Source organism: Nonomuraea sp. WAC 01424, from assembly GCF_003947315.1.
In the GTDB taxonomy this organism is placed as follows: Bacteria; Actinomycetota; Actinomycetes; order Streptosporangiales; family Streptosporangiaceae; genus Nonomuraea; species Nonomuraea spiralis.
Map to the genome: position 1 here is coordinate 18,065 of NZ_QHHZ01000006.1, position 22,234 is coordinate 40,298.

Here is a 22,234-nt window from a genome sequence, read left to right on the forward strand (position 1 = left end):
TCCTCAGATCAGGCATGACGTTCGGGCCCGGTGGCGACTTCAGCCGAGCGTGGCGATGGCCCTGCTGAGCTTGTCGACGAGTTCGATCGACTCGTCGGTGGTGATCGTCAAGGGAGGCGCGATGCGCACCACGCCGCGCTCGGCGCGTACGAGAAGGCCGTTGTCCATCGCCCCCGTCGCGATGGCCTCCGCCGACTCCGGCGAGTCGGCCTCAATGGCGATGACGAGGCCCAGCCCGCGGATGTCAGTGATCTTCGGGTGTGCTCGGAAGGCATCGAGGCCTGACCGGATGCCGGCGCCCTGGGCCGCCGCGTTCTCCACGAGCTTCTCTTCGTCCATGACGTCGAGCACGGCCTTCGCGACTGCGGCGGCGACCGCGTGCCCGCCCGTCGTGTGCCCGTAGCGCAGCCCCTGGACGACCGGGGCGTTCCTGAACGTCTCCTTGATCGCCGTCGTGGCCGTCACCGCGGCGAGCGGGACCAGCCCGCTGCTGATCCCCTTGCTCGTGACGACGATGTCGGGAGTGATCCCGTCATGGTCGAAGCCGAACATCCGGCCGGTACGGCCGAAGCCGGTGAAGATCTCGTCCAGGATGAGCAGCGTCCCGTACTCGTCGCACAGCCGCCGGAGCCCGGCGAGGAACCCCTCGGGGAACACCGTGCAGCCGCCCAGCCCCAGCAGCGGCTCGACGATGACCGCCGCGGCCGGCGTCCCGCTCTTGAGCGCCTGGGAGAAGAGGCCGAGCAGTGCTTCGGCGCCTTCCGCCGTGCGTAGCGCACGAGGCTCCATGGGCAGGGCCACGTGGTCCACGGGAAACCGGTTCGGCCAGTCGTTCAGGGTGAACGGCAGCCTCGACAGCTCCTGGCCGAGGGCGGTGGTGCCGTGGTATCCGGCTTCGAGGGAGATGATGCGCTCGCGATTCTCGCCGAGGTGGCGCCAGTACTGCCAGCAGATCTTGAGCGCCGCCTCGATCCCCTCGGAACCGCTGTTGATCAGGAGACTCTCATTGAGATCGCCCGGCATGATCTCGGCGATCCGCCGTGCCAGAGTCTCGGCGGGCTGGTGGGAGGCGGCCATCGGATCGTAATGGACGAGCCGCTGCATCTGGTCGACCGCGGCCTCGATCAGTCGAGGATGCCCGTGGCCGCACGACACGTTCAGCACACCTGAGATGCCGTCCAGGTACCAGGTGCCGTCCGCGCCGCGTACTCGGCATCCGCGCGCCTCGGTGATCTGCAGGTCGGCCTGCTGGGTGACCGGCGTCCAAGGCCGCCAGAGGGAACTCGAAGAAGTCGATCGGCTCATGGCGTTGCCCTCCGTGAGTCTGGTCATCGGGAATTGCTGTGTGAGATGGATTGCGGATGTCGATCCGGTGCTGTGTCGACGTGTGGAGCCCGGTCCGGATCTCCTCAGCAGGGACGCTCGGTGACCACCATGCGCAGTTCCGAGGTGTAGCGTTCGCCGTCTCCATCCGAGAGCCAGCACTCCTGCGGCGCCGGCAACATCTCGGTGAAGGTGATGTCGCCGTCCGAGCCGTCCTTGGCCATCCGCCGGATCGTGCTGGCCAGGCTGTTGACCAGCGGCAGGCTCGTGAAGTCGACGTACGCCGGCTTGGTCTCGATGGCAACGGAGTAGAACGCTCGCCGAGGCAGGTTGTTGCGGGCCACCCACTCCCGCATCTGGAGATAGCGGAGTTGTTCGTTCAGTTCGCCGCGGACCGCCGCATAAGCCCACCCGCACTCGCTCGGCGAATGGCGCCAGGACTCTCGGGCGACGACGAGCCGCCCGATGGACACCCGCGGGCGGTGCGGCCGTTTCGGCAACATCCGGAACGCGTTCACCGAGACCATGGACAGGTAGTCGCCGAGAACCTCGGACAGCGGACAGCGCCGGTCATCGACCTCGCTGCGAACCATGAGCGTTTCGTCGGCCCGTGCCACGGTGAGGGCGCCCAAAGGAATCACGTCGCCTGGCACGTGGGACACATCGTCGGCGCCGCGGCTCCAGTACCGGTAGCGCGGCGACATCAGTGACGCGGGCATGATGGTCCGGGTGAGATCGTCCCAAGCGCGTGGAACGATCAGCGCCATCCGCTCGTCGCCGACAGCGGCATGAGTCATCGCCAGCAGGCGATCGGGGTCGGGATGCTGGTCCGCGAACGTCTGGATCTCGACCGTGTTGTGCGTCATGTGGAGCTCTCCCAACACGAACTGGTACTCACCACGGCCGACCGCGTCGAGGGATTCCGCCCCGAGCAGGACGTCAGGGGAATGCTGCTGCCCGCGCGCCCACGGTGGCGTCGATGCGGCGAACTCGGCCCTGACCCGGTCGGCGATCTCCGCGGGCTCGACCCTGTACCGCCGCACCCCGTCGGGGATCGCCAGGACGTCCGCCCAGCGCCGCTGCAGGTCCTCGATCGCGTTCTGAACGAGGGGCGGAAGGTCTCGATCGAAGTAGAACTCGCGGGTCGCCAACGCCAGCAGCCGCGCCAGCGGAACATCGGCGGTGCCGAGCAGGAGGCAGGCTCGGTCGTACAAGGCGTCGAGCCGGCTGAGGTAGTTGCTCGCGATACGGGCGGCGAGCCAGCGCACGCTGTCCAGGACGAGGGAGAGCGGCTCGCCCAGTTCATCGAGCATGTCCCCGCTCAGCGTGACAGTGACATCGCGGACGGTGTCCTCGTACACCGTTGTCCGCGCACCGTACGTCTTCCCGTGCGCACGGACGGCGCTGTTGCCGGTGAGCTGCTGGAACTCGACGTTCAGCTTTTCCAGCGCACCTCTGAGCCGGGCCGGATCGCCGGCGGAGGCGGCGACGTCGTTCTTCGCCCGGATGAGCCGATCGAGATCGTCAAGAGCCCGCTGTCTGGCCTCCGGCTCCGGCACCCGGGCCAGCCGGGCCCGCAGGCGCTGCTCTGCTCGCGCTTCGACAGGCCCCTCGAAGTCAAGCCGTAACAGGTCCCGGTCGCACAGTTCGTCGAGAAGAACCAGCAGTTCCTCCTCGTCGGCCGCCAGGTCCTCGGCGATCTCCCGCACCGTGCGCACTCCGTCGCATCGCTGCACCACGGCGGCGGCATCCGCGGACAGCGGCACCCGCTCGCCGCTCGCCAGGACGACGTGGTCGTCGTGAAAGCGGTGGGCGGGCACCCGGCGCGGGGGAACACCGTGCCGCAGCTCGGGCCGCTTGGCCAGGGTCGCGCCCACCGCGTCGATGGCCCATACCTCGAAGGAGACGCTGCGCCGGCTCAGCAGGGGCTGCCCCGCGAGCAGCGACGGCCGGCGAGCTGCGGCATCCCACTCGGCCCAGCCCACCGGACCGAAGAACCCTATCGAGTCGTTCTTCGTGGTGTACCGCTGCAGGTAGTTGGCGATCGCCATCTCCCGCCGGCGTACGGGGCTGCCGCGCCGACCAGGCTTGCCTCCCGCCCTGTCCAGGCAGGTGTCGAGGAAGTGAGGGTTCTGCCAGGTGACGGCTTCACGCAGGCGCGGATCGGCGGCGACGGATTCGATGGCGTCAGTGACTCGGGCCAGCGCTGCGGCGAACTCGGCTTCGTATTCGGCCGCATCATCACCGTGGGCCTGGTCGGCCTTCGCCTTGATGCACTGATCTGCGGCCAAGGCGAGTTGCAGATCGCTGATCGTCTCGACTTGGCGGACCGGGAACCCCGCACCTCTGAGGACCATGCCACGCCAAATAGACCATCGTCCGCCCGGCAGGCGGAGAAATTCAGAGGCAGTCACCGGGGCCCCTCCCTCAAGAATACGCCGAAAAGCGTCAAAGAAAACTTCCTTCGCGGGAAAGGTGATTGAAGATCACCTGGTCGACGCCCGATATGCGATCCGGCGCTCGACGAAGAGCACCCGGCCTTTCCACAATGACGGCTGGTGCGAGTATGCAAGCTTGTCGGCAGTGCCTTGTACTAAAACCTGCCAGTATTGCCCGGCAACCAGAGCCCGCCTGACCTATGACAGGACGGATAGCGGCACGGGATCGCCCAGGTAGGTGAAGAACAGCGGGTTCCCTTGATAAGGCCGGCGGCCCTGTGCGGTGAGGATGTTGTCCGCGACGATCAGGTCTCCCGCCTGCCATCGGACGGCTGCGGCCGTTTTGGCATAGGCGTCCTGGATGGCGGACACCTCATCCTCGGTCAGCGGAGAGCCGTCGCCGTAACCGGTCTCCATCGGGAGGTCCGGCCCAAATGCCCGCCGCAGAACCGTCAGATCTCTCGGCTCCAAGCTCGCGGAGTTGAAGAACGCCGCCTGATTGAACCAGCACTCCTCGCCCGTCTTCGGGTGGACCACTGTCGCCCGCCGCCGGCGGACCGTGCGGAGTCCGCCCTTGGACAGCCGGTCGTGATCGATGCCGATCTGCGCGAACAGTTCGAGCAACGCGTCGAAGGAGTCGACGCCGAAAGCCTCACTCCACTTCATGCCGAACTCTTCGCGGAACACTCGCGTCAGCGTCCAGCCCAGCTCCTGGAAGCGGCGCGCCAGTTCGTCCGGCAGGTGGCGCAGCAGCTCGCGCGAGTCGGCTAGGCAGGTCTCCCCGCCCGCTTCGGGCGGGCGCACGCACGCGGTCAGAGCGATGCTGGGGACGACCGCGCTGAACGTCTCCTCCTGGTAAGGGCAGAGTTCGCGGTGAGCCGGCCACTCGATCGGTGAAGCGACCCCGTCACTGTAGACAGTGCGCTGACCGAACAGCTCCGTCGCCCGGTACGGTTCCACACCAAGGATCTTCCTGACGATCGTCAGATCGGCGGGTTCGCGGATGGGCAGGCCGCGAAGCAGGGCCGCGCCCCGCGTCCGGACCGTGCCGCGGATATGGTCGGCCGCGTCCAGCAGCCAGTCGAACGCTGATTCTTCGGGGCTCAGGATGGTCGGGGGCATCATGGTGACTCCTCGGTCGCGAATCGGCATCGAGATCAGCAGGTCGAGAGCCTGATCTTCTAGATCACTTCGGAGGCCGACGACGCTATCAACGCCGGCGGGGGAAGTGCCCTGGTCGATGTCAGCACGACCATGCCTGACCGAACCTGAGAGAGCAGCTTGTGCAGGTGGCGATCTTGCTGGAAGTGATCGTCCCTTCAGCCGCACCGAGCGCCTTCTACCGCGACTCGCTCGTGGGGGCACCGTCGCGCTCGGCGTACGCCACCGCGAGGGCGATGCGTTCCAGCCCGAAGGCGACACAGGCGCTGTGTGCCGGGCTGCCGTCCGGCAGCTCTATCCCGAAGATCTCACCGAAGTGGTCCTTATGGCAGTTGGCCGAGGCCACCGCCTGCCTCAGGCCGTCGGCCACCGGGGCCACCAGTTCGAACTTGAGCGCCTGGGCACGCTGATTGACGGAGAGCAACTTGGCGCCAGGGCCGAAGAACGGGTCGGTGGCCGTCTCCGTGGCGACGTCGAGCCCCAGGGTGGTCAGCCAGTCCGCCACCCGCTGCCGCCAGCGATCGCGGAACTCGACGCAGGCGTCCGCGGTCCCCACGAATACCAGTTCACGCATGCGGAAGGACCGGAACCGTCCTGGTTCGACGGTCGCCTCGTGCCGGTAACAGCAGGCCTCCACGGCGAAACGCGCCGGTGCGGTCAGCGTCGCGCCGGCCAGGAGCGGATAGATGTGATAGCACGCCGCAGGCGTGAGCACCACGTCGGCTATCTCCTGGCGATCGTGCCAGTCGCCGCCCGAGACCGCCTCAGCCCGCCGGGCCAGCCATTCGGTCGCGTCGCCGCCGAAGTTGTGCACAGAACCGAGCAGATGCGGGAACTCGCGCACGTACCCGGACCGCTCGACGATGTCACGGGGGAGCACCGGAGGCGCGGTGAGCACCGTCAGATCCTCGGCCGCGGCCAGGTCGTCGATGTCCGTGCGCAGGCGTGCCAGCACCCGCTCGAACTCTGCCGGAAAGAGCGCCACTCCAGGCGCCGCGGTCTGCAGCGGGAGAGCTTGTCGTGCATCGATCATCATCGGCTTTTCCTTTCGGCTCACAGGGGCGGTTGCGGCATCGTGGACATCGCCGTTCAGCCCTTCGGGTGCGGGTGGGGAGTCGTCCTGCACTTTGTCCGCGAGCCCGGCCGGCGGAGGGAAGCGGATCCGATGCTGATCAGGTGACCGCGCCGGCCGTGTTTCTCGCCGTACGCAGGAAATCGCTCGAACGGTTGCTGAAGCCTCGTTCCTGAACCTCATAGAAGAAAACGCAGCCCGGCTCGCCGTTCCCCGCTGCCCTCGCAAAGGGAGCCAAATGTCGACGTGGCCCCGATCTTCCTAACGGCAAATGCCGACCGTACACCGTTGGATGGGGACTCTAAACCTCCGATGCGGCATGCGCAACAATCCCGACATGCCCACCCTCGTGGATGTTCGCCGCTTCCTTGGCGACGCTCGCCTTCGAGCAATGCCTGGCCCCGCTCGGCCGGGGCGACGCTTGCGAACGACCCGCCGGCCCCTGAGCTCCCTCGATGACCTGGGACTATGCGACGGGTCGACGCGGTCGCCACCTCCCTCCTGCCCTGGGGACCGGCGAAGGGAAACGAGCCGAAGGCCAACATCCCCTGACCGATGTCAGTACTGGTGGCGGATATGGACGGATAATTTGATCCCTGCCTCGCGACTGCACACGCGAAGCCCACCGAACTGGACGGCAGGCTGCCGTCCAGTTCGTTCGCGGCAAACACCGAGTCGACACTTACCGCATCAACAATCGAGCATTTTCGGCGCGACCCACTGGCCATCCCGGCCGTGTTCTTCAGTCACGCAACTGGCTCCGCGGCTCGTCGAGGGCGACCGGACCAGCCAGGCCGACCGTGTTTCCCCCTGTTCGCTGACCGGATTGGATGAACAATGAGCCAGAGTTACCGGAACGGGAGCATGGACGCCGACGCGGTGCTCGATATCGCCGGGGTCGGATTCGGACCCGCCAATCTCGCGCTGGCCATCGCTCTGGACGAGATGGACTCAGCCGGCAGAGCGGTCACAGCGCGGTTCTTCGAGGCCCAGGAGCGCTTCGGCTGGCATCGTGGCATGCTGATCGAGGGCGCGACGATGCAGGTGCCGTTCCTCAAGGATCTGGTCACCATGCGCAATCCGACCAGCCGATTCTCGTTTCTGTCGTTCCTGCACACGCGCGGCAGGATCGTCGACTTCGCCAACACCAAGACGTTCTTCCCCTTGCGGACCGAGTTCCACGAGTACTTGGCATGGGCTGCCGAGCAATTCGAGAACCGTGTCTCCTACCGGTCCGAGGTGATCGGGATCAGGTCGGCCACGGGGCCGGGTGACGTCGAAGCCGTGGACGTCTCGGTGCGGGTGGGCGGCCGCGATGAAGCGCCGCGGACTCACCGGGCCCGTAACGTGGTGATCGCAGCGGGCGGGCGGCCGCGGATGCCGGAGGGTCTACCGGAGTCCGAACGGATCTGGCATTCCTCCAGGCTTCTTGACGGAGTGCAGGCCATCGCCGGATCGAAGCCGTCGTCATTCGTGGTGCTCGGCTCCGGTCAGAGCGCCGCCGAAGCCGTCGACTATCTGCACTGCGAGTTCACCGACGCCCAGGTGCATTCCGTGCACTCCCGATATGGCTACAGCGTCGCGGACGACAGCTCCTTCACGAACTCGATCTTCAACCCCGTGGCCGTGGACCACCATTTCGCGGCTTCCGAGAGTGTGCGGCGGTCATTGCACGCCTACCATGCGAACACCAACTACTCGGTCGTGGACGAAGGTCTCATCCGCCGGCTGTATCAGACCTCCTATCTCGAATCAGTGACCGGGCGTCGTCGCCTTCACGTCCACAAGGTCTCGCGCCTGGTCGAGGTCACCCCCGTCGGGGAACGCCTGCGCATCGTGATCGAGTTCCTGCCCGACGGGAGCACGACCACGGTCGAGGCTGACGCGTTGGTCTGCGCCACCGGTTACCTGCGGGCCGATCCCGCATCTCTGCTGGGCGACCTGCTCCCCCGCTGCCGGCGGGACGGCCAGGGCCGTCTGCTCCTTGACCGCAACCGCAGGGTGGCGACCGACGAGTCCGTGAAATGCGGCATCTACGTCCTCGGCTACGGAGAGCATTCGCACGGCCTGTCCGAAACCCTGCTGTCGCTCACGGCGGTCCGCGCCGGCGAGCTGGCCGAGGTTCTGACCAAGGAGCTGGTGTGACGACGAACCGTGAGCCCGCGGCAGACAAGGTGGAGGTAGGCGGATGCTGATTCCCCCGATATACCGGGTGGACGGGGAGAGCTGGGCGGTCGAGATCGTCGACCGGCATCCGCTCGCCCTTCTCATCAGCAATGGGACGACGGTGCCCGAAGCGACTCAGGTGCCCGTCATCCGGCGGCCGGCATCCAGCGACGACCAGCTCACCGGCACCGGCCTGCTAGGGCACATGAACCGGGCGAACCCGCATTGGGCGACGCTGGCCCACGGAACCGCCGCAAAACTCATCTTCATGGGGCCCGGCGGCTACGTCTCACCTACGCTGTACGACACCGACGTGGCCGCGCCGACCTGGGATTTCGTCACCGTACACCTCTACGGGACGGTGACCCTCGCCGCGAGCCCTGACGAGACTCTGTCCGTGGTGACGACCACGGCACGAACGCTGGAAAGCCGCTTCGGCTCAGGCTTCGATTTCGCAGCCTCGTGTGATTACCACAGCTCGCTCGCACCCGGGGTCGGCGCGTTCTCCTTCCAGGTGGAGAAGGTGGAGGCGATGTTCAAGGTCAGCCAGGAGAAGAGCCCGGAGATCCAGGAGCGCGTCATCGCCTGGTTCGCGGACGGCAACGGCGGTTCCTGCACTGATCTGGCCGGCACGATGCGGAAACTGGGCCTGGGAACAGGCGTCTGCGCATCGGTTCCCACGACCTCCCCGCTTGATTGATCGTTCGACATATCGAGAGAGGCTGCGTAAGTGACTGGCGCCAACGATGGAAGCCCCGCCGCGCAGTGGGATCTGAACGACGGGGATCCCGTTCCTGAGCAATGGAATGCCACAGCGGTTCCCTTCGACGATCTGGCCACTCTGCCCGATCTGATCGAGAGGGCCGTCGAAGCGGACCCCGAGGCCATCGCCATCGAGACCAGCGACGGTGCTCGCACCACCTTCGGGCAGCTGTGGTCGCAAGCTCAGCAGCTCAGCAATGCGCTCACCGCGGAAGGGCTCGGACCCGGTCACTACGTCGGCGTCCTCGTCGAGCATTCGGTCACGGCCATCGTCGGCATCCTGGGCATCACGTGCTCCGGTGCGGCCTATGTGCCTCTCGACCCTCGGTGGCCCGCATCACGCGTGGCGGAACCGATAGCACAACTCCACATCAACTGGATCGTGACCAGCCGGCGGCAGGCGCGCTTGGCGGAGGAGTCGGCATGGATCGCCGGCCAGGACACGCGTCTGATGTGCCTGGACGCCGCCCAGCATCCTGTCGACCACCTGGAAGAGTCGAGCACGCGCCTTCTCTGGGATGAGATCGCCGCGGATGACGACCCGCTGCGCGCAGCCGGATTCAACCAGGGCCGCAGCGAAGAAGGGTTCGAGCGCGAGGACGTCGCCGTCTACCTGCAGCACGTACGCAACCTGGTGGCCGCGGCCGGAAATCCGCGCTCCCTCTTGGAGATCGGCTGCGGATCCGGGCTGCTCGCAGCCGAGCTCGGCGGACTGGTGGCGGAATATGTCGGGGTGGACCCATCGCCGGTCGCGATAGAGCGCTGCCGGACCGCGATGTCCGGCTCGCCGGCCGTCACGCACTTCTCCACGGGGTTCGCGCACAACATCAGGGACGTCGCCGGTGAACGACGGTTCGATGCGGTCCTCATGTCCAGCGTCACCCAGTTCTATCCCGGCCCCGACTACGCCCGGAAAGCCATACTCGACGCGATCGGCCTGGTCGTCGAAGGCGGAGCCGTCATCATCGCCGATGTGATCGACACGGGGAGCGAGACCGGAGCAGGCCACCTGCGACTGCCGCGTTCCTGGTTCCGGAAGCTCGCCTCGGAGACGACGGCTCCGGTCGACGTGGAGATCGTGGCGAGGAGCGGCGACCATTGGCACGGCTCACTCGCCGGACGATACGACGTCGTGATCCGCCGGGTGCCCTCGTCCTCCCCCGCTCCGGCCCATGACCCGAAGCCCAGGGTCCTGACCTGGTCGGCTGTCGAGCGATTCGGTGACGTCCGCGAACCCGGCCGCACGTCTTCGAGCGATCCGGCCTACGTGATCTTCACGTCAGGGTCGACCGGCCGCCCCAAAGGCGTCCAGGTCTGTCACCGGAGCGTCGTGAACCTCATCGAATGGGTCAACAGAACGTACTCGATCTGTCCGGAGGACCGGCTGCTGCTCGTCACGGCCTTCACCTTCGACCTCTCCGTGTACGACATCTTCGGGATTCTCGCCGCAGGCGGCACGATTCGCATCATCAGTCCGGACGAGATGGCGGATCCGGATCGCGTGCTGGACATCCTCGATCGGGAGCCGATCACGTTCTGGGATTCGGCTCCCGCTGCGCTCAGTCAGGTGATGGCCGTCTCCGCGGGCCGTCGGCCACCTCGAAACCCCAGTCTGCGCCTGGTCTTCCTCAGCGGGGACTGGGTGCCGCTCGCTCTCCCTGACGAGATTCGCAGACGGTTCCCCGCTGCCCATGTCGTCGCACTCGGAGGAGCGACCGAGGCGACCGTCTGGTCAAACTATTTCGATGTCGGCGAGGTGCCCGCCGGCTGGCCGAGCATCCCGTACGGGCGGCCCATCCAGAACGCCCGCTACTACATTCTGAACAGCGATCGAACCCCTTGTGTCCTTGGCGAGCCGGGTGACCTGTACATCGCCGGCGTGCCGGTGGTCATGGGGTATGCCGGAGACGACGAGCTGACCGAGGCACGGTTCATGCCCGACCCCTTCGTGTCGGACCCGGCAGCTCGCATGTACTTCACCGGTGATCGCGCACGCTGGACCACCGACGGCACGATGCAGTTCCTCGGACGCCTTGACGACCAGGTCAAGATTCGTGGTTACCGCATCGAGCTGGGCGACGTCCAGGCGGCGCTGAACAGAATAGAAGCGGTGGCGGACTCCGCTGTTCTGACGGTCGAGGGGTCTGACGGCAAGGAGCTCGCCGTCGCCGTGGTGTACGCACCGGGCGAGGCCCTGACGACGGTCGCCCTGCGTAGGGAGATGGCGGCCTCATTGCCTCCCTACATGCTTCCCGATCACATTCTCGCGCTTCCCTCGCTGCCTGTCGGACCCACCGGAAAGGTGGACCGCGACGCTCTGGCCCAGCAGCTCACCGGTGGTCCCGCGCAGCGTCAGCCGAGGACGCCGGCCCGCAACGAGGCTCCCGGTCAAGCTGCCGACGTGGCACGGGCGCGCATTCTCGACATGATCCGCGACGTGGTCGGTGACCAGAGGGTGGACATCGGCGACTCGTTCCTTGACGTCGGTGGCCATTCCCTGGCAGCGGCCCGTCTGAGGAGCAGGATCGAGCTGGAGCTCGGCAGCACCGTCCGGGTCAGCGAGATCCTGGGGTCGGCCGGCATCGGCGAGCTCGTGGACAGGATCGCCGACGGTATGCGGGGGGCCGGCGGGCGGGCGCCCCGCACCGCCTCGGACAGGGAATACTCCGTCTCCCATGCGCAGGCGCGCGCCCTCTACGAGATCGCGTCGGCGCCTTCCGTGCCCGCGTACCAGAACCAGGTCGCCATCCACCTGCCCGGCACGCTCACGGAAGAGAAGATCTCGGCGGCTCTCGCCGCCGTGGTGACGGCTCATCCCATCCTTCGCTCCACGTATCGCCCTGGCGCCGAAGGCTGGCGAGTTGTCATCGGCACCCCATGGGTTCCGGAGCTCGAGGTGGTGGATCTTCGCCACGCCGACCGCACGGCCGGCGGCCGGCCCGCCGAACTCGACAGGTTGCTCCGTGAGCATGGCCGGATCGACTGGGATCTGGAGCAGGGCCGGCTCGTTTCCTGGCGGCTCTTCCGCATATCCGATGACGAGCAGATACTGAGCCAGGTCGAACATCACCTCATCCACGACGGATGGTCTCTGACCCTTCTGTTGCGGGACTTCGTGCACGCCCTGTCCGGGTCCGATGCAAACTCGTCGGCACCCCGGGGCCTTGAGTACGGTGACTACGTCGCAGATGAGGTCACGCGGGTCGAAGCCCTTCCGGGGTCACCGCAACTGGCCACCTATGTCGATCGGCTCGCTGACGCTCCGCATCTGCCGGTGGCTCCACCGTTCGACGTCGAAACCTCTTCCGTGGACCTCGCCCCGGCGCCGGCGGACTCCGTCGACGTCGTCGTAGAAGGTCAGGAGTGGGAAGAGCTGCAGGCGTGGGCCACTCGGCAAGGTGCCACCGGCTTCGAACTCTTGATGGCCGCCTTTCTCTGCACCCTGCACGAGATCTCAGGTGAAGAGGACCTCGTCATCGGGTCGGCGGTCAGCGCCCGTCCGTCGGGTTTCGAATCCACCCTGGGCATGTTCGTCAACACCGTGGCCGTACGCTCCGAGTGGTCCGCCGCTTTCCCGGCCTTCCTTCTCCGGGTGAGAGCCGCGCTGCGCGACGCCCTGGACTACGAGCTGATCCCCTATGACACGATTGTGGAAGCAGTTCGCCAGGCAGAAGGCGGGCGGCGCGCCTCGCTCTACCGGTGCATGTTCAGCGCGCACAACGCACCGCTCCCGGACACCCACATACCGGGTCACGGAACGGCGCTCGTCGAGTACCGGCAGAACGGCACGACCAAGTGTCCTCTGGACGTTCTGGTCCTCCCCAAGCAGGCAGGCGCCGACCCTATGGCGCCTGATGGATCCGTCCGCCTGGTATGGGAGTTCGACACCTCCCTGTACCAGGTCGACACAGTGCGAAGGTTGATGGACATGTTCCGTCACGGCCTGTCTCAGCTGGTCCATGCCATCAGGAACGGTACGGTGGCGCAGGACTGGCGGTGGCCTTCCTCCGATCCTGCCGTCCTCGTTGGCCCGCCCGCCCAGTACCACCCCATGAGGATCGAACCTCGTCGATCTGCGGCCCCCGCCGTCATCGCGATGGAGTCCTCCGCGACGCAGGAGCACTTCGCCCTCCTGCTGAGTGCCGCGACACGCGAGCTGAACGCCGCCGGAGCAGCGGCCGGAGACGTGGTGGCCATCGACATCGGGCGGGATGCCGCCTATTGCAGCCGACTGGCCGCCTGCCTTGAGCAGAATGTGGTCTTCATGCCGGTCGACCCGCTCGCGCCGGCAGCACGCTTGTCGTCGATCCTGGAATCTGCTCATTTCCGCTGGTCATCGGATGGACAACTGACTCGCCTGCGCACCGCGCAGGACCTCGCGCGGCAACCCGGCGAGGCCTACGTGGTGAGCACCAGCGGCACCACGGGCCGGCCGAAGCGGATCTCAGTCGGCCGCCGGGCCCTGTCCGCGTACGTCGGAGCATTCATCAACCGGCTGCAGCTGACGTCAAGCGATGTGGTCGCCGGTTCCAACTCCCTCCTCTTCGACGCATCTCTCGAAGAGACGCTTCCCATCCTCTCGCTCGGCGGGACGCTTCTCCTGCTGGACCTGTCCGACGGCATCCCGGGGATGCTGCGGCAACTCGAATCACATCAGGCCACGGTGCTGGACCTTCCGACGGCGTTGTGGGCCGTTCTGGCCGATCATCTGGAGCAGCGCGACGAGAGGCTGCCCGGCAGCGTGAGGGCCGTCGTGATCGGCGGAGAAGCCTACGACGCGGCTCGGGCCGCCCAGTTCGTCCGCCGGCATCACGGCACCGTCAGCCTGCTGAGTTCTTACGGCCCTGCCGAATGCGCCATCTCAGTCACACACCATGACGTACGGGGACACGAATCCGAGCACGATCTGCCCCAGCTGGGCGCTCCCATCGGAGGCGCTACGCTGTGCGTTCTCGACCACGACGGGGCCCTCGTCCCCTTCGGCCGTCCCGGCGTTCTGGGAATCGCAGGTGTCCCGTGCGGGGACAGGCTTCATGACCTCGTTCGCGTGGACGGGGTGGACTCCCCGGTCTATCCGACCGGCGACCTTGTACGGATCAGGCAGAACGGGCGTATCGACTTTCTCGGGCGGGCCGACAACGAACTCAAGATCCGCGGTTTCCGTGTCTCGCCCGAAGAGGTCGAGCGTGCGGCCGGAGCAGTCCCCGGCGTCAGTGCGGCGGCCGCGGTCGGTGTCCGGAACGCCACCGAAGGCCTGCGTCTGGGTCTGGCGGTGGTGACGAACCAGGAGTGGGCGGAAGAACGTCCGGCGCGGGACGTGATGCGCGAGGCCATGGCGCTTGTTCTTCCCGACTACATGCTGCCCGACGCTGTCATCGTCGTTGAGCGCCTGCCCGTCAACGCTCATGGGAAGGTCGATCACCCGGCCGTTCGCTCGCTGCTCGCCTCCCATCTCTCGGGAGAGAGCCGTACGGGCGAGGACAGGCCCGAGTCCGGCGGGCAGTCCATCGTCATCCCGCAAGGCGCGGCCGCTCTTCCCGCTGAGGAGCAGGGCGTGCTGCCGTCACTGTGGAAACGGGTACTCGGCCCGGAGGCACCTCTGCAGGTCAGTTTCATCAAGGCAGGCGGGGAATCGCTGGCCGCGATGCGGCTCGTGGCCGCGATCGAGGCCGAACTGGGGATTCGGGTGAGAGTCCGGGACGTCCTGCAGGCACCGGACTGCCATGCGCTCGAAAGCAAACTGTCCACGAGCTCCCGCTGACACCGCACCGCGCGCCAAGGGCTTGCACGAGCACGATTAGGGGAGACGATGTCGGCTTCCAAAGCCGTTGTCCGCTGCGACGACGCCCTCAGCTACGCACGGCTGGCCGCGTCATGGCAGCCCGGCTCTGCCTTCCCGGTCATGACCGGGCCCTCACTCACACGGTACGAGAACGTGCTGCGATCGGAGGGTGCGGACGCGTTGCCGGAAGTGATCGGCGCCTCCTGGCCCGGGGTGGTCGTCTCCCTGGGCGACCCGATGGCCCATGCCGCCGCAGGGTTACTGGCGAGCGCGACCTCGCGTCCGCATCACCGCACCGACCCGGCCGGCCTGGACGACGTTCTCGATGATCACGCGGCGGTTCCCGTCGCCCTGGTCGCGACCGCGGCCGACGCCGCGCGGCTCGGCGACTGGCCCGGTAACCGGCATCCTCGCTTCGGCCTCGTGACGAGCCGGACGCAGGAGTCGCTGTCCTGCCTGATCTACCGCACGCTCACACTGAGCAGCAGGGCGGCGGCGGACGACATAGCGCTGATCCATCCCACGGCGGCCGGCGCGGACCAGGCCGATGCCGTGGCACTGGATGAGTTGCGCCCCTTGCTGCAACGTCCTGGCAGGGCCCTTCAGGTGCTCACTCACGGACGTGAGTGCTGCCTGATGCTGGTCGATGGACTCGTCTGCGGCAGGGGAACCGACGCGCCGCCGGTGGGAGCCGACCTCGCAGCGCGCACAAGGATGCCGTCGTGCCTGCGCGGTGAAGGCTGCTGGCGCCAGGAGCTCGGGGATGAGGACCGGATCGCCGCATCGTCCATCGACGTACAGCTCGCGTTCCTGCAGTCCTGCGACTCGATCTCGGTCGGCAACAACGCGCACCCGCTGTCGGTCGGCGTCGCGCTGGGTTTCATGGAGGGCACGACCGTCGCCGTCATCGGCACCGTGGGATTCCACATCGCTCAGCGGCCGCTCTTCGATGACCTGGCGGGCGCGGTCCGTGGCGGAGCACGGTTGGGTGAGGCGGTGGGGGAGCTCAACGCAGCGGGAGAAGCGAACAGGGAATTCACCCGGTTCGGCCTGCTGGGTGATCCGTCGTTGCCGTTCGACCTTTCCGCGTCACGATCGGATCAGCAGCGCCACCCGGCTGTGCCAGAAGCGGAACCCGCCGACGAGGAGCTGAGCAGGCAGCACGTCATCGTGAGCAGACTGCGTTCTCTGCTCTCCCTGCACCTGCCCCTTGACGAAGGCCGGCTCGGCGAGGTGGAGCGGACCATTCGCCGAGGCCTGCTCGCGCGCGGAAGCCGGCAGCTCGGCATGCTGCGCGAGGTACGGCAGACCATTGACGACCTTCAGGCCGCCGCAGTGCACGAGCTCCTGCGGGAGATCCACGGCACCTGGTGGGGGTTCTTCGGCACCAGTGCCCGCGCCTTCCGGCAGGTGTCCAGTACGCCGGTCATCTGCCCCGCGTGCCGTCGCGAGTCCGCGGTCAGAGTCGAACTCGCCCACCGGCTGCCCGTGGATCTGACGATCTTCACCGTCCATTGCCAGCGGTGCGGAGACCTTTCCTCGTCCACGTCGGCATCCCCCGACTACGAGGTGAGCGCCGACCATGTCGTCTACGCACCGAGGCTGCGGGACAGCGAGTTCGCGTGCACGCTGCTCAGTGAGCGGGACAGGCCGATCCACGGACAGGCCGGCTTCGCCTTCGTCGCGGGTGGGCTCGGTGACCTGCCGCAGGGGCGATCACGACCTGTCTCCGTCGGCCCCCGCGGCACCCAGCGAGAGAGGTGGCGCTTCCGTCTCGGCGAGCACGTGCAGGCCGCCGAGCACTACGCGGTCGTGGCCAGCCTCATCCAAGGCGAATACCGATGCGCGAACGTCTTCGTCAACACCCTGCCCCTGGATCGTGAGGATTGATGGATCGGATGGTCACGCCTTCCCCTGTCTTCGCCGCTGATGAGTGGAGCGACCCTCCAGAACCAGTCGCGCAGATGCTGCTCGCCGCTCAGATCGCACCGCCTTCGGGATACATGCTCGAGGTACGGGCCGAGGCCACCGGCATCACCGTCGACCGCGTGCGTGCCGCCGTGGCGGCTCTCACCGGCCGCTACCCCGAGCTCGGAGCGAAGGTGGCCACGCAGGACGGCCGGGTTCGCTGGTGCCGGGATGAGACCGCCGCTCCGGACAGGTTGCTCTCGGTGGTGCGGCTCGACCCCGGCCAGTCCCCGGATCGGATCTTCGACCAGCTGGCCACGGCCGTCGACCAGGCGTCCGGGGATGCGCTCTTCTCCCTCGTACTCAGCCCCGCGCCCGCCGGCATGAGACTGCTCTTCCGCGTCCATCACGCGATCGTCGACGGGTCGGGGCTGGCCGCACTGATCGACGAATTTCTGGAACTCGCGCAGGCGGCGCCCGGAGACACGGTGGCCCAGCGACGCGTCAGCGCGTTCGCCCGGACATCGGTCGCCGAGGCGTCCGAGACGTGCCGCCAGGAGTGGCTCAAGCAGATCGACCTCCTCCCCCCGCCCTGGTCGGCGGCGGACGCACGGCGCTTCGTCTATGACCGCACAGCAGCCATCCTGCAGACCGCTCTCGACCGGCAGAGGTTGGACGAGACTGCGCTGGCGCTCGGGGTCACGCCGATAGCGGTCCTGATGGGCTGCACGCGAGTGGTCGCGGCGCGCCGTTTCCAGTGGTCGCTCGATCGTGTCACGGTTCCGTTGACGGATGACGGCGACGCCCTCCTGGCCATCCGGCCGCTGCCCGTCGTCCATCCCGTGCCGGTCGCGCAAACCGTACAGGCGGAGATCGGCACGTCGTTCGACGTACTGCTCGACTCGCTCGATCGGGGCGCTCCACCCGCCGATCTGGTGGGCCGCCTCACCAGCAGCGCCGTACCAGGCATGCCGGACTGCCTGTTGACCGTGAACGACCAGGTACGCATGTCACCGTCGCACAACGGGCTCGTGCTTCATCCCGGCCCTCATCGCGGTGCTCATGGGCTGCTCGAGGTCGAGCTGACGGGCGACACAGTGAAGCTCTCGGGCCATCCGGCCATCTTCACCCCTGAAGATCTGGCGGGTTTCGCCGACGAGCTGGCCGCGGTGCTCGGGGACCTCGACGGTCCCGCGGTCCCGGCAGGGAGCCGGCTCGGCCCCGTACCCTCCACCACGTCCTCCCCCGTCGTCGCGGTCGAATCGGCGAGCCCGGATGGGGACCACCTCGAACGCTGCCTCAAGGTCTGGCGGGATCTGTTCGGAGCCGATGCAGGGCCGGATGACAATCTCTTCGCGCTGGGCGCCACGTCGTTGATGTGCGCTCGTGCGGCGGCGCGGCTCCGGACCGCTCTGGAGCTGCCGGTGACCATTCGCATTCTCTACCAGCATCCGACGGCACGCGAACTCGCCGGCTGGGCGACCAGGACCGACAACCCGTGAAGAGGCGCCTCCGGCCGATCGGATCAGGCTCCGTAAGGGGTGCTCGGCGGCCGGAGGCGGCGCTTCTCAGTGCGACTTCACGAACGCCGACACCGCTTCAACGGTGTCCGGATGGCGCAGCAGATCTGCTTTGTCGCACGTCACTCGAACCAGCTGAGTTCGAGCCGCACCCTGCCACGGCCCGCAGTACGCATGGTCCTGGGAAGCGATGTGCAGAACGCTTCCTCCCCATGCGGGCCTCGTGGAATGGTGCGCGGATATGAGATAGATGAGATAGTCGAGCATCGATCGCATGATCTGTTCGTGGCAGAAGATGAGTTCCTCTTCGCTGAGGTCATCCGCGGCGAGGCTCTTGAGCACCCGATCCGACAGGTCCTTCTCCAGGACGGAGAGCAGCGCGCGCGGATCGTGCAGAAGGCCCGACAGCACGGACGCACTCAACGGTGCGGTGGACGCTTGCCCGTCCGCTTCGGTGACACACGCCGCGTATCCCTGCCACAGTGCGTCCGCTTCGCAGGGGTCGGCATCGAAAAGCACCAGCGGCACCGGGCCGGCGCCCCTCTCCACCAGCACCTGCGCCATCTCCTGAGCGATCGGCGCAGCCGCGCAATAGGCGAGTACGGCGTGCACACCGTCGCTCGCGAGCGGGGATGCGGAAAGCAGGTCCATGGCGTAGTCCCGGGCAGTGAAACGCACCGGAAGCGAGTCCCCCATCAGCGGTGTCAGCTCGATGCCGAGGGGTGACAGCTCCAGGTCGGCCATTCTCGCTTCATCCCGTCGTCCCGGGTAGTCCAAGCCGAGCAGTCGCGTCGTCATACGGTCTCCGCCTTGCGCGACAGGATCTCACTGAGACCCGAGATCGTCGGATCGCTGGAGAACGTCCGCGCAGAGATCTCCACGCCGAACGTCGATTTCACGCGATGCAGCATCTTCAGGGCTTTGAGCGAATTTCCACCGACCGTGTAGAAAGAATCCTCGCAGCCGACCCACTCCAAACCCAGCACGCTTTTCCAGAGCTCGGCGAGTGCAATCTCCGTGGGAGTGCTCGGGGTCGTCCCTCCGGCTCTCGCCGCTCGATCGGCGGGTGTCGGATCAGGCAGACGACGCCGGTCGAGCTTGCCTGAAGGACCGAGCGGGAAGGCATCCATCCGGACGTAGGCCGACGGCAGCATGTACTCAGGGAGATACTGGCCGGCGTGTGCGGTCAGGACGTTCACCGAAGTCTCATCACCCACGAAGTAGGCGATCAGTTCGTCTTCAGCCGCGCTGTTCCTGTGGGCCGTCACAGCACAGCTGTGAACGCCTGGATGACGTTCGAGAACCGCTTCCACCTCTCCCACTTCGACTCGGGCTCCACGAATCTTGATCTGGGTGTCGGACCGGCCGAGGAACGAGATGATGCCGTCCTCGTCGGCCATCGCGAGGTCGCCGGTGAGATAGATCAGCTCATCCGGGACGAGCGGGTAAGGATGGGGGACGAAGCGCTCGGCGGTGAGCTCCGGATTCTTCTGGTAGCCCGTGGACAACCCTCCGACCCCGGCGACTCCCAGCTGCCCGATGACTCCAGGTGGCACCAATCTCAGCGCCTCGTCGAGAACGAACAGCCGGTACACCCCCATCTGCCTACCGATCGGGACGCCGTGCACGGAGTCGTGCTTCGTACCCGTCCAGGCAGCGACCTCCGACGTCTCCGTCTGCCCGTACAGGTTGTGGAACTCGGCGCTGAAGTGCTGAGTGAAGCGATCCAGAAGCGAGCTGGAGACGGCCTCTCCTGAGACCCACACCCACCGAAGGTCGGGATACGACTGTGGTCGCGCATAGTCGAGGAACGCGCTCAACATGGAAGGTACGAAATGGGCCGCGACGAGGCCACGCGTGCTCAGCAGTCCGGCGAGATGGTCGGCATCGGCCTCACCGCGAGGCAACGCCATGCGAATGGTCGCACCCACGCTGAGCGGCGCGAAGATCTCCCAGATCGCCACATCGAAGATCAATGGCGTCTTCAGGAGAATCGACTCACCCTCCTTGAGAGGGAACCGCTGTATCAGGGACTCGACGCGTCCGGCGGCACAGCGATGGTCGATGACGACGCCCTTGGGCTCGCCGGTCGATCCGGAGGTGAAGTAGATGTAGGCGGTGTCGTCCAGCGTGACCTCGACCGACGGCGGACGAGCGTCCGAGCCGGTGTCAGCAGCGATGACATCAGCATGGACAAGGGTGACCCCGGTGCCCTGCAGCAGCGAGTCGAACTGCTCGTCGGTGACGATCGCCGCCAGCTCGCCGCCTGCGATGATCGCCCGGATACGGCCGGCCGGCAGCCTCGGGTCGAGCGGGACGAACGCGGCGCCCGCCTTCAGCGTTGCGAGCACGGCAACGATGAGTTCCGGCGAACGTTCCATGCAGATCCCGACGGCGTGCCCGCGACCGATTCCCGCGTCGGCCAGCGACTGCGCCATCCGGTCAGCCCTGCGATCAAGCTCGCCGTAAGTGACGGCCACGTCCCCGAAGTGGATCGCCACCCGGTCAGGATGAGCGCGCGCGGCTGATTCGAAGGGCTGGTGGATCGGCTTCAGGTGGGGATACACGTCGAATGTCGCGTTGATGGCGGCTGCGCACTCCCCCTCCTCATCGCCGGAGAGCATGCGCAACTCATCGACGCGCGCGTGCGGCCGTCTTACGGCATCCTCGAGCAACGCGTGGAACGATCGCCACCACCGATGAGGGCTGATACCGGGAAGTGAGTGCCGGTCGCAGTCCAGTTCGAGCAGGATCGCCACTCCCCCTGACCGCACTGCACAGGTGGCGCCTGACAGTTCCGCCGCGCCAGAGTCGTGCAGTGGTGCAGCGGACAGGCGGTCGAGGTCGGTGACAGCGAACCTGAGGGGGACGTGATGGAGCCACCCGTCATCCGCATCGGCAGGCGCCTGCTGATGCTCGATCACTTCATCGAACGACACCGCCGTCTCGGCGAGCAGGTCCTCGAAGGTGACACCTGAAGAGAAAGCCATGCGGAGCGGAACGGTCGCGGTGTGGCAGCCGATGACCGAACCACTGTGCAGCCGGCCTTCGTCGAGCACAAGACCGATGGTGACCGGGTCCTGGCGACTGTGCCGATACTGTGTCGCCGCGAAGGCCGAGAGCAGAACAGCGGAGTCCGACGTCCCGTGACGCTCGGCCAGGAGGCGCAACGCATCGGCGGTCGCAGGATCGAGTTCACGGCTCTCCACTGCATATCGCGCATTCATATTCGTCCTCGATTCCTCCTCGCACCGGCAATGAGATGCCGTGTCACGACACCGGGCCGGCCAGGGGCCCCTCAAGGGGCTTCAGAGGCGAGAAGTCCCGGCCTACCAGCCATTCAGGGCGGGGGCTGGGAGCGGGGAGGGCGTTACTGACGGCGTTGTAGCTCAGGAGCAGGAGGGATCGATTGATCGGAGACATGTTCTGTGCCGATCCATGGGGGATGCTGCAGTGGAACCAGAGCAAGGAACCCTGCGGTCCCTTGGGTGCGACAAGACCGTGCTGGTCGACCAGCGTTTGCATACGCTCTGAACTCTCGAGCGAATACTTCAGGTTGTTCGTCAGCGTCGACTCCCAACCGTCGTTCTTGGCGGCGGTGGCGATGAGCCCATCCGAATGGCCGCCGGGAACCACGATCAGCGGGCCGTTGAACTCCGTCACCTCGTCGAGGAAGACGGCGACGGTGAGCGCGCGCGGTTCCGGCATCTGATCCTCGTTGTGCCAGAACATGAAGTCCTGATGCCATCGCCAGATCTCACCCTGGAAGGCGCGCTTCTTGTTGATCTTGAACTGATGGACGTACACGTCGTCGTCCAGCAGCTGCCGAGCGATGCCGAGCACTTGGGGATGGCGGACGAACCGAGCGAACAGCTCATTGTGCATATGGGAGCCGTGGACACGATAAGGGAGCCCAGTGTCGGCCTCGACCGTGCGCCTCGGCGTATCCTGCGCAAGCTCTTTTTCGGCTTCGCTTCTCAACAGCTCGACGTCGCTCGCTTCGAGCACGCCGGGCTGAAAGATGAATCCTGCTCGACGATAGTCTTCGATCTGCTGGGACGTGAGCAGGTTGTCATTCTGCACTTTTGCCTCCATCGAGAGT

At 66.7% G+C, this 22,234-nt stretch carries 12 protein-coding genes; 5 read left to right on the plus strand and 7 right to left on the minus strand.

Features of this window, described 5'->3' with window-relative positions:
* Positions 1 to 39: 39 nt before the first annotated feature.
* The 4 genes from DMB42_RS17610 to DMB42_RS17625 form a co-directional block, all read right to left on the minus strand.
* The gene (locus DMB42_RS17610; protein ID WP_221762207.1) at positions 40 to 1,332 is read right to left on the minus strand and encodes an aspartate aminotransferase family protein; all 1,293 of its coding nucleotides are present in this window, start codon (positions 1,330 to 1,332) and stop codon (positions 40 to 42) included.
* Between the two features lie 77 nt (positions 1,333 to 1,409).
* Positions 1,410 to 3,680, minus strand: a complete 2,271-nt coding sequence (locus DMB42_RS17615) for a lantibiotic dehydratase (protein WP_125635912.1) — start codon at positions 3,678 to 3,680, stop codon at positions 1,410 to 1,412.
* A gap of 279 nt (positions 3,681 to 3,959) precedes the next feature.
* On the minus strand, positions 3,960 to 4,886 hold the full coding sequence (locus tag DMB42_RS17620; RefSeq protein ID WP_185844710.1) for a TauD/TfdA family dioxygenase: 927 nt from the start codon (positions 4,884 to 4,886) through the stop codon (positions 3,960 to 3,962).
* A 214-nt stretch (positions 4,887 to 5,100) separates the two neighbouring features.
* Entirely contained in the window at positions 5,101 to 6,048 is a 948-nt protein-coding gene (locus DMB42_RS17625; RefSeq protein ID WP_221762208.1) for a hypothetical protein, read from the minus strand.
* An 810-nt stretch (positions 6,049 to 6,858) separates the two neighbouring features.
* Here DMB42_RS17625 and DMB42_RS17630 point away from each other — a divergent pair.
* From DMB42_RS17630 to DMB42_RS17650, 5 genes are read left to right on the plus strand one after another with little or no spacing between them, the layout of a single operon-like run.
* The gene (locus DMB42_RS17630) at positions 6,859 to 8,139 is read left to right on the plus strand and encodes a lysine N(6)-hydroxylase/L-ornithine N(5)-oxygenase family protein (RefSeq protein ID WP_125635916.1); all 1,281 of its coding nucleotides are present in this window, start codon (positions 6,859 to 6,861) and stop codon (positions 8,137 to 8,139) included.
* 43 nt (positions 8,140 to 8,182) lie between these two features.
* Positions 8,183 to 8,860 (plus strand): FMN-binding negative transcriptional regulator, encoded by a 678-nt coding sequence (locus DMB42_RS17635; RefSeq protein ID WP_125635918.1) that lies wholly within the window; start codon positions 8,183 to 8,185, stop codon positions 8,858 to 8,860.
* Positions 8,861 to 8,890: 30 nt separating this feature from the next.
* Entirely contained in the window at positions 8,891 to 14,683 is a 5,793-nt protein-coding gene (locus DMB42_RS17640; protein ID WP_125635920.1) for an AMP-binding protein, read from the plus strand.
* A gap of 48 nt (positions 14,684 to 14,731) precedes the next feature.
* Positions 14,732 to 16,594 carry a hypothetical protein gene (locus tag DMB42_RS17645; protein WP_125635922.1) on the plus strand — a complete coding sequence of 621 codons (1,863 nt, stop codon included), beginning with the start codon at positions 14,732 to 14,734 and terminating at the stop codon, positions 16,592 to 16,594.
* On the plus strand, positions 16,594 to 18,114 hold the full coding sequence (locus DMB42_RS17650) for a phosphopantetheine-binding protein (RefSeq protein ID WP_125635924.1): 1,521 nt from the start codon (positions 16,594 to 16,596) through the stop codon (positions 18,112 to 18,114). Before DMB42_RS17645 ends, DMB42_RS17650 begins: the two co-directional genes overlap by 1 nt.
* Positions 18,115 to 18,180: 66 nt before the next feature.
* Here the strand turns inward: DMB42_RS17650 and DMB42_RS17655 are convergent, their stop codons facing one another.
* Genes DMB42_RS17655 through DMB42_RS17665 form a run of 3 tightly spaced genes read right to left on the minus strand, consistent with a single transcriptional unit; the run spans position 18,181 to position 22,215 of the window.
* The gene (locus DMB42_RS17655; protein ID WP_125635926.1) at positions 18,181 to 18,876 is read right to left on the minus strand and encodes a hypothetical protein; all 696 of its coding nucleotides are present in this window, start codon (positions 18,874 to 18,876) and stop codon (positions 18,181 to 18,183) included.
* 50 nt (positions 18,877 to 18,926) lie between these two features.
* Positions 18,927 to 21,359 (minus strand): amino acid adenylation domain-containing protein, encoded by a 2,433-nt coding sequence (locus DMB42_RS17660; RefSeq protein WP_125635928.1) that lies wholly within the window; start codon positions 21,357 to 21,359, stop codon positions 18,927 to 18,929.
* Positions 21,360 to 21,402: 43 nt separating this feature from the next.
* Positions 21,403 to 22,215 carry a phytanoyl-CoA dioxygenase family protein gene (locus tag DMB42_RS17665; RefSeq protein ID WP_185844711.1) on the minus strand — a complete coding sequence of 271 codons (813 nt, stop codon included), beginning with the start codon at positions 22,213 to 22,215 and terminating at the stop codon, positions 21,403 to 21,405.
* Positions 22,216 to 22,234 lie beyond the last annotated feature (19 nt).

Bases quoted from the DNA above. Each gene is read 5' to 3' on its own strand.
- DMB42_RS17610 (WP_221762207.1), bottom strand. From the start codon at position 1,332: ATGACCAGACTCACGGAGGGCAACGCCATGAGCCGATCGACTTCTTCG.
- DMB42_RS17615 (WP_125635912.1), bottom strand. From the start codon at position 3,680: ATGGTCCTCAGAGGTGCGGGGTTCCCGGTCCGCCAAGTCGAGACGATC.
- DMB42_RS17620 (WP_185844710.1), bottom strand. From the start codon at position 4,886: ATGATGCCCCCGACCATCCTGAGCCCCGAAGAATCAGCGTTCGACTGG.
- DMB42_RS17630 (WP_125635916.1), top strand. From the start codon at position 6,859: ATGGACGCCGACGCGGTGCTCGATATCGCCGGGGTCGGATTCGGACCC.
- DMB42_RS17635 (WP_125635918.1), top strand. From the start codon at position 8,183: ATGCTGATTCCCCCGATATACCGGGTGGACGGGGAGAGCTGGGCGGTC.
- DMB42_RS17645 (WP_125635922.1), top strand. From the start codon at position 14,732: ATGTCGGCTTCCAAAGCCGTTGTCCGCTGCGACGACGCCCTCAGCTAC.
- DMB42_RS17650 (WP_125635924.1), top strand. From the start codon at position 16,594: ATGGATCGGATGGTCACGCCTTCCCCTGTCTTCGCCGCTGATGAGTGG.
- DMB42_RS17655 (WP_125635926.1), bottom strand. From the start codon at position 18,876: ATGGCCGACCTGGAGCTGTCACCCCTCGGCATCGAGCTGACACCGCTG.
- DMB42_RS17660 (WP_125635928.1), bottom strand. From the start codon at position 21,359: ATGAATGCGCGATATGCAGTGGAGAGCCGTGAACTCGATCCTGCGACC.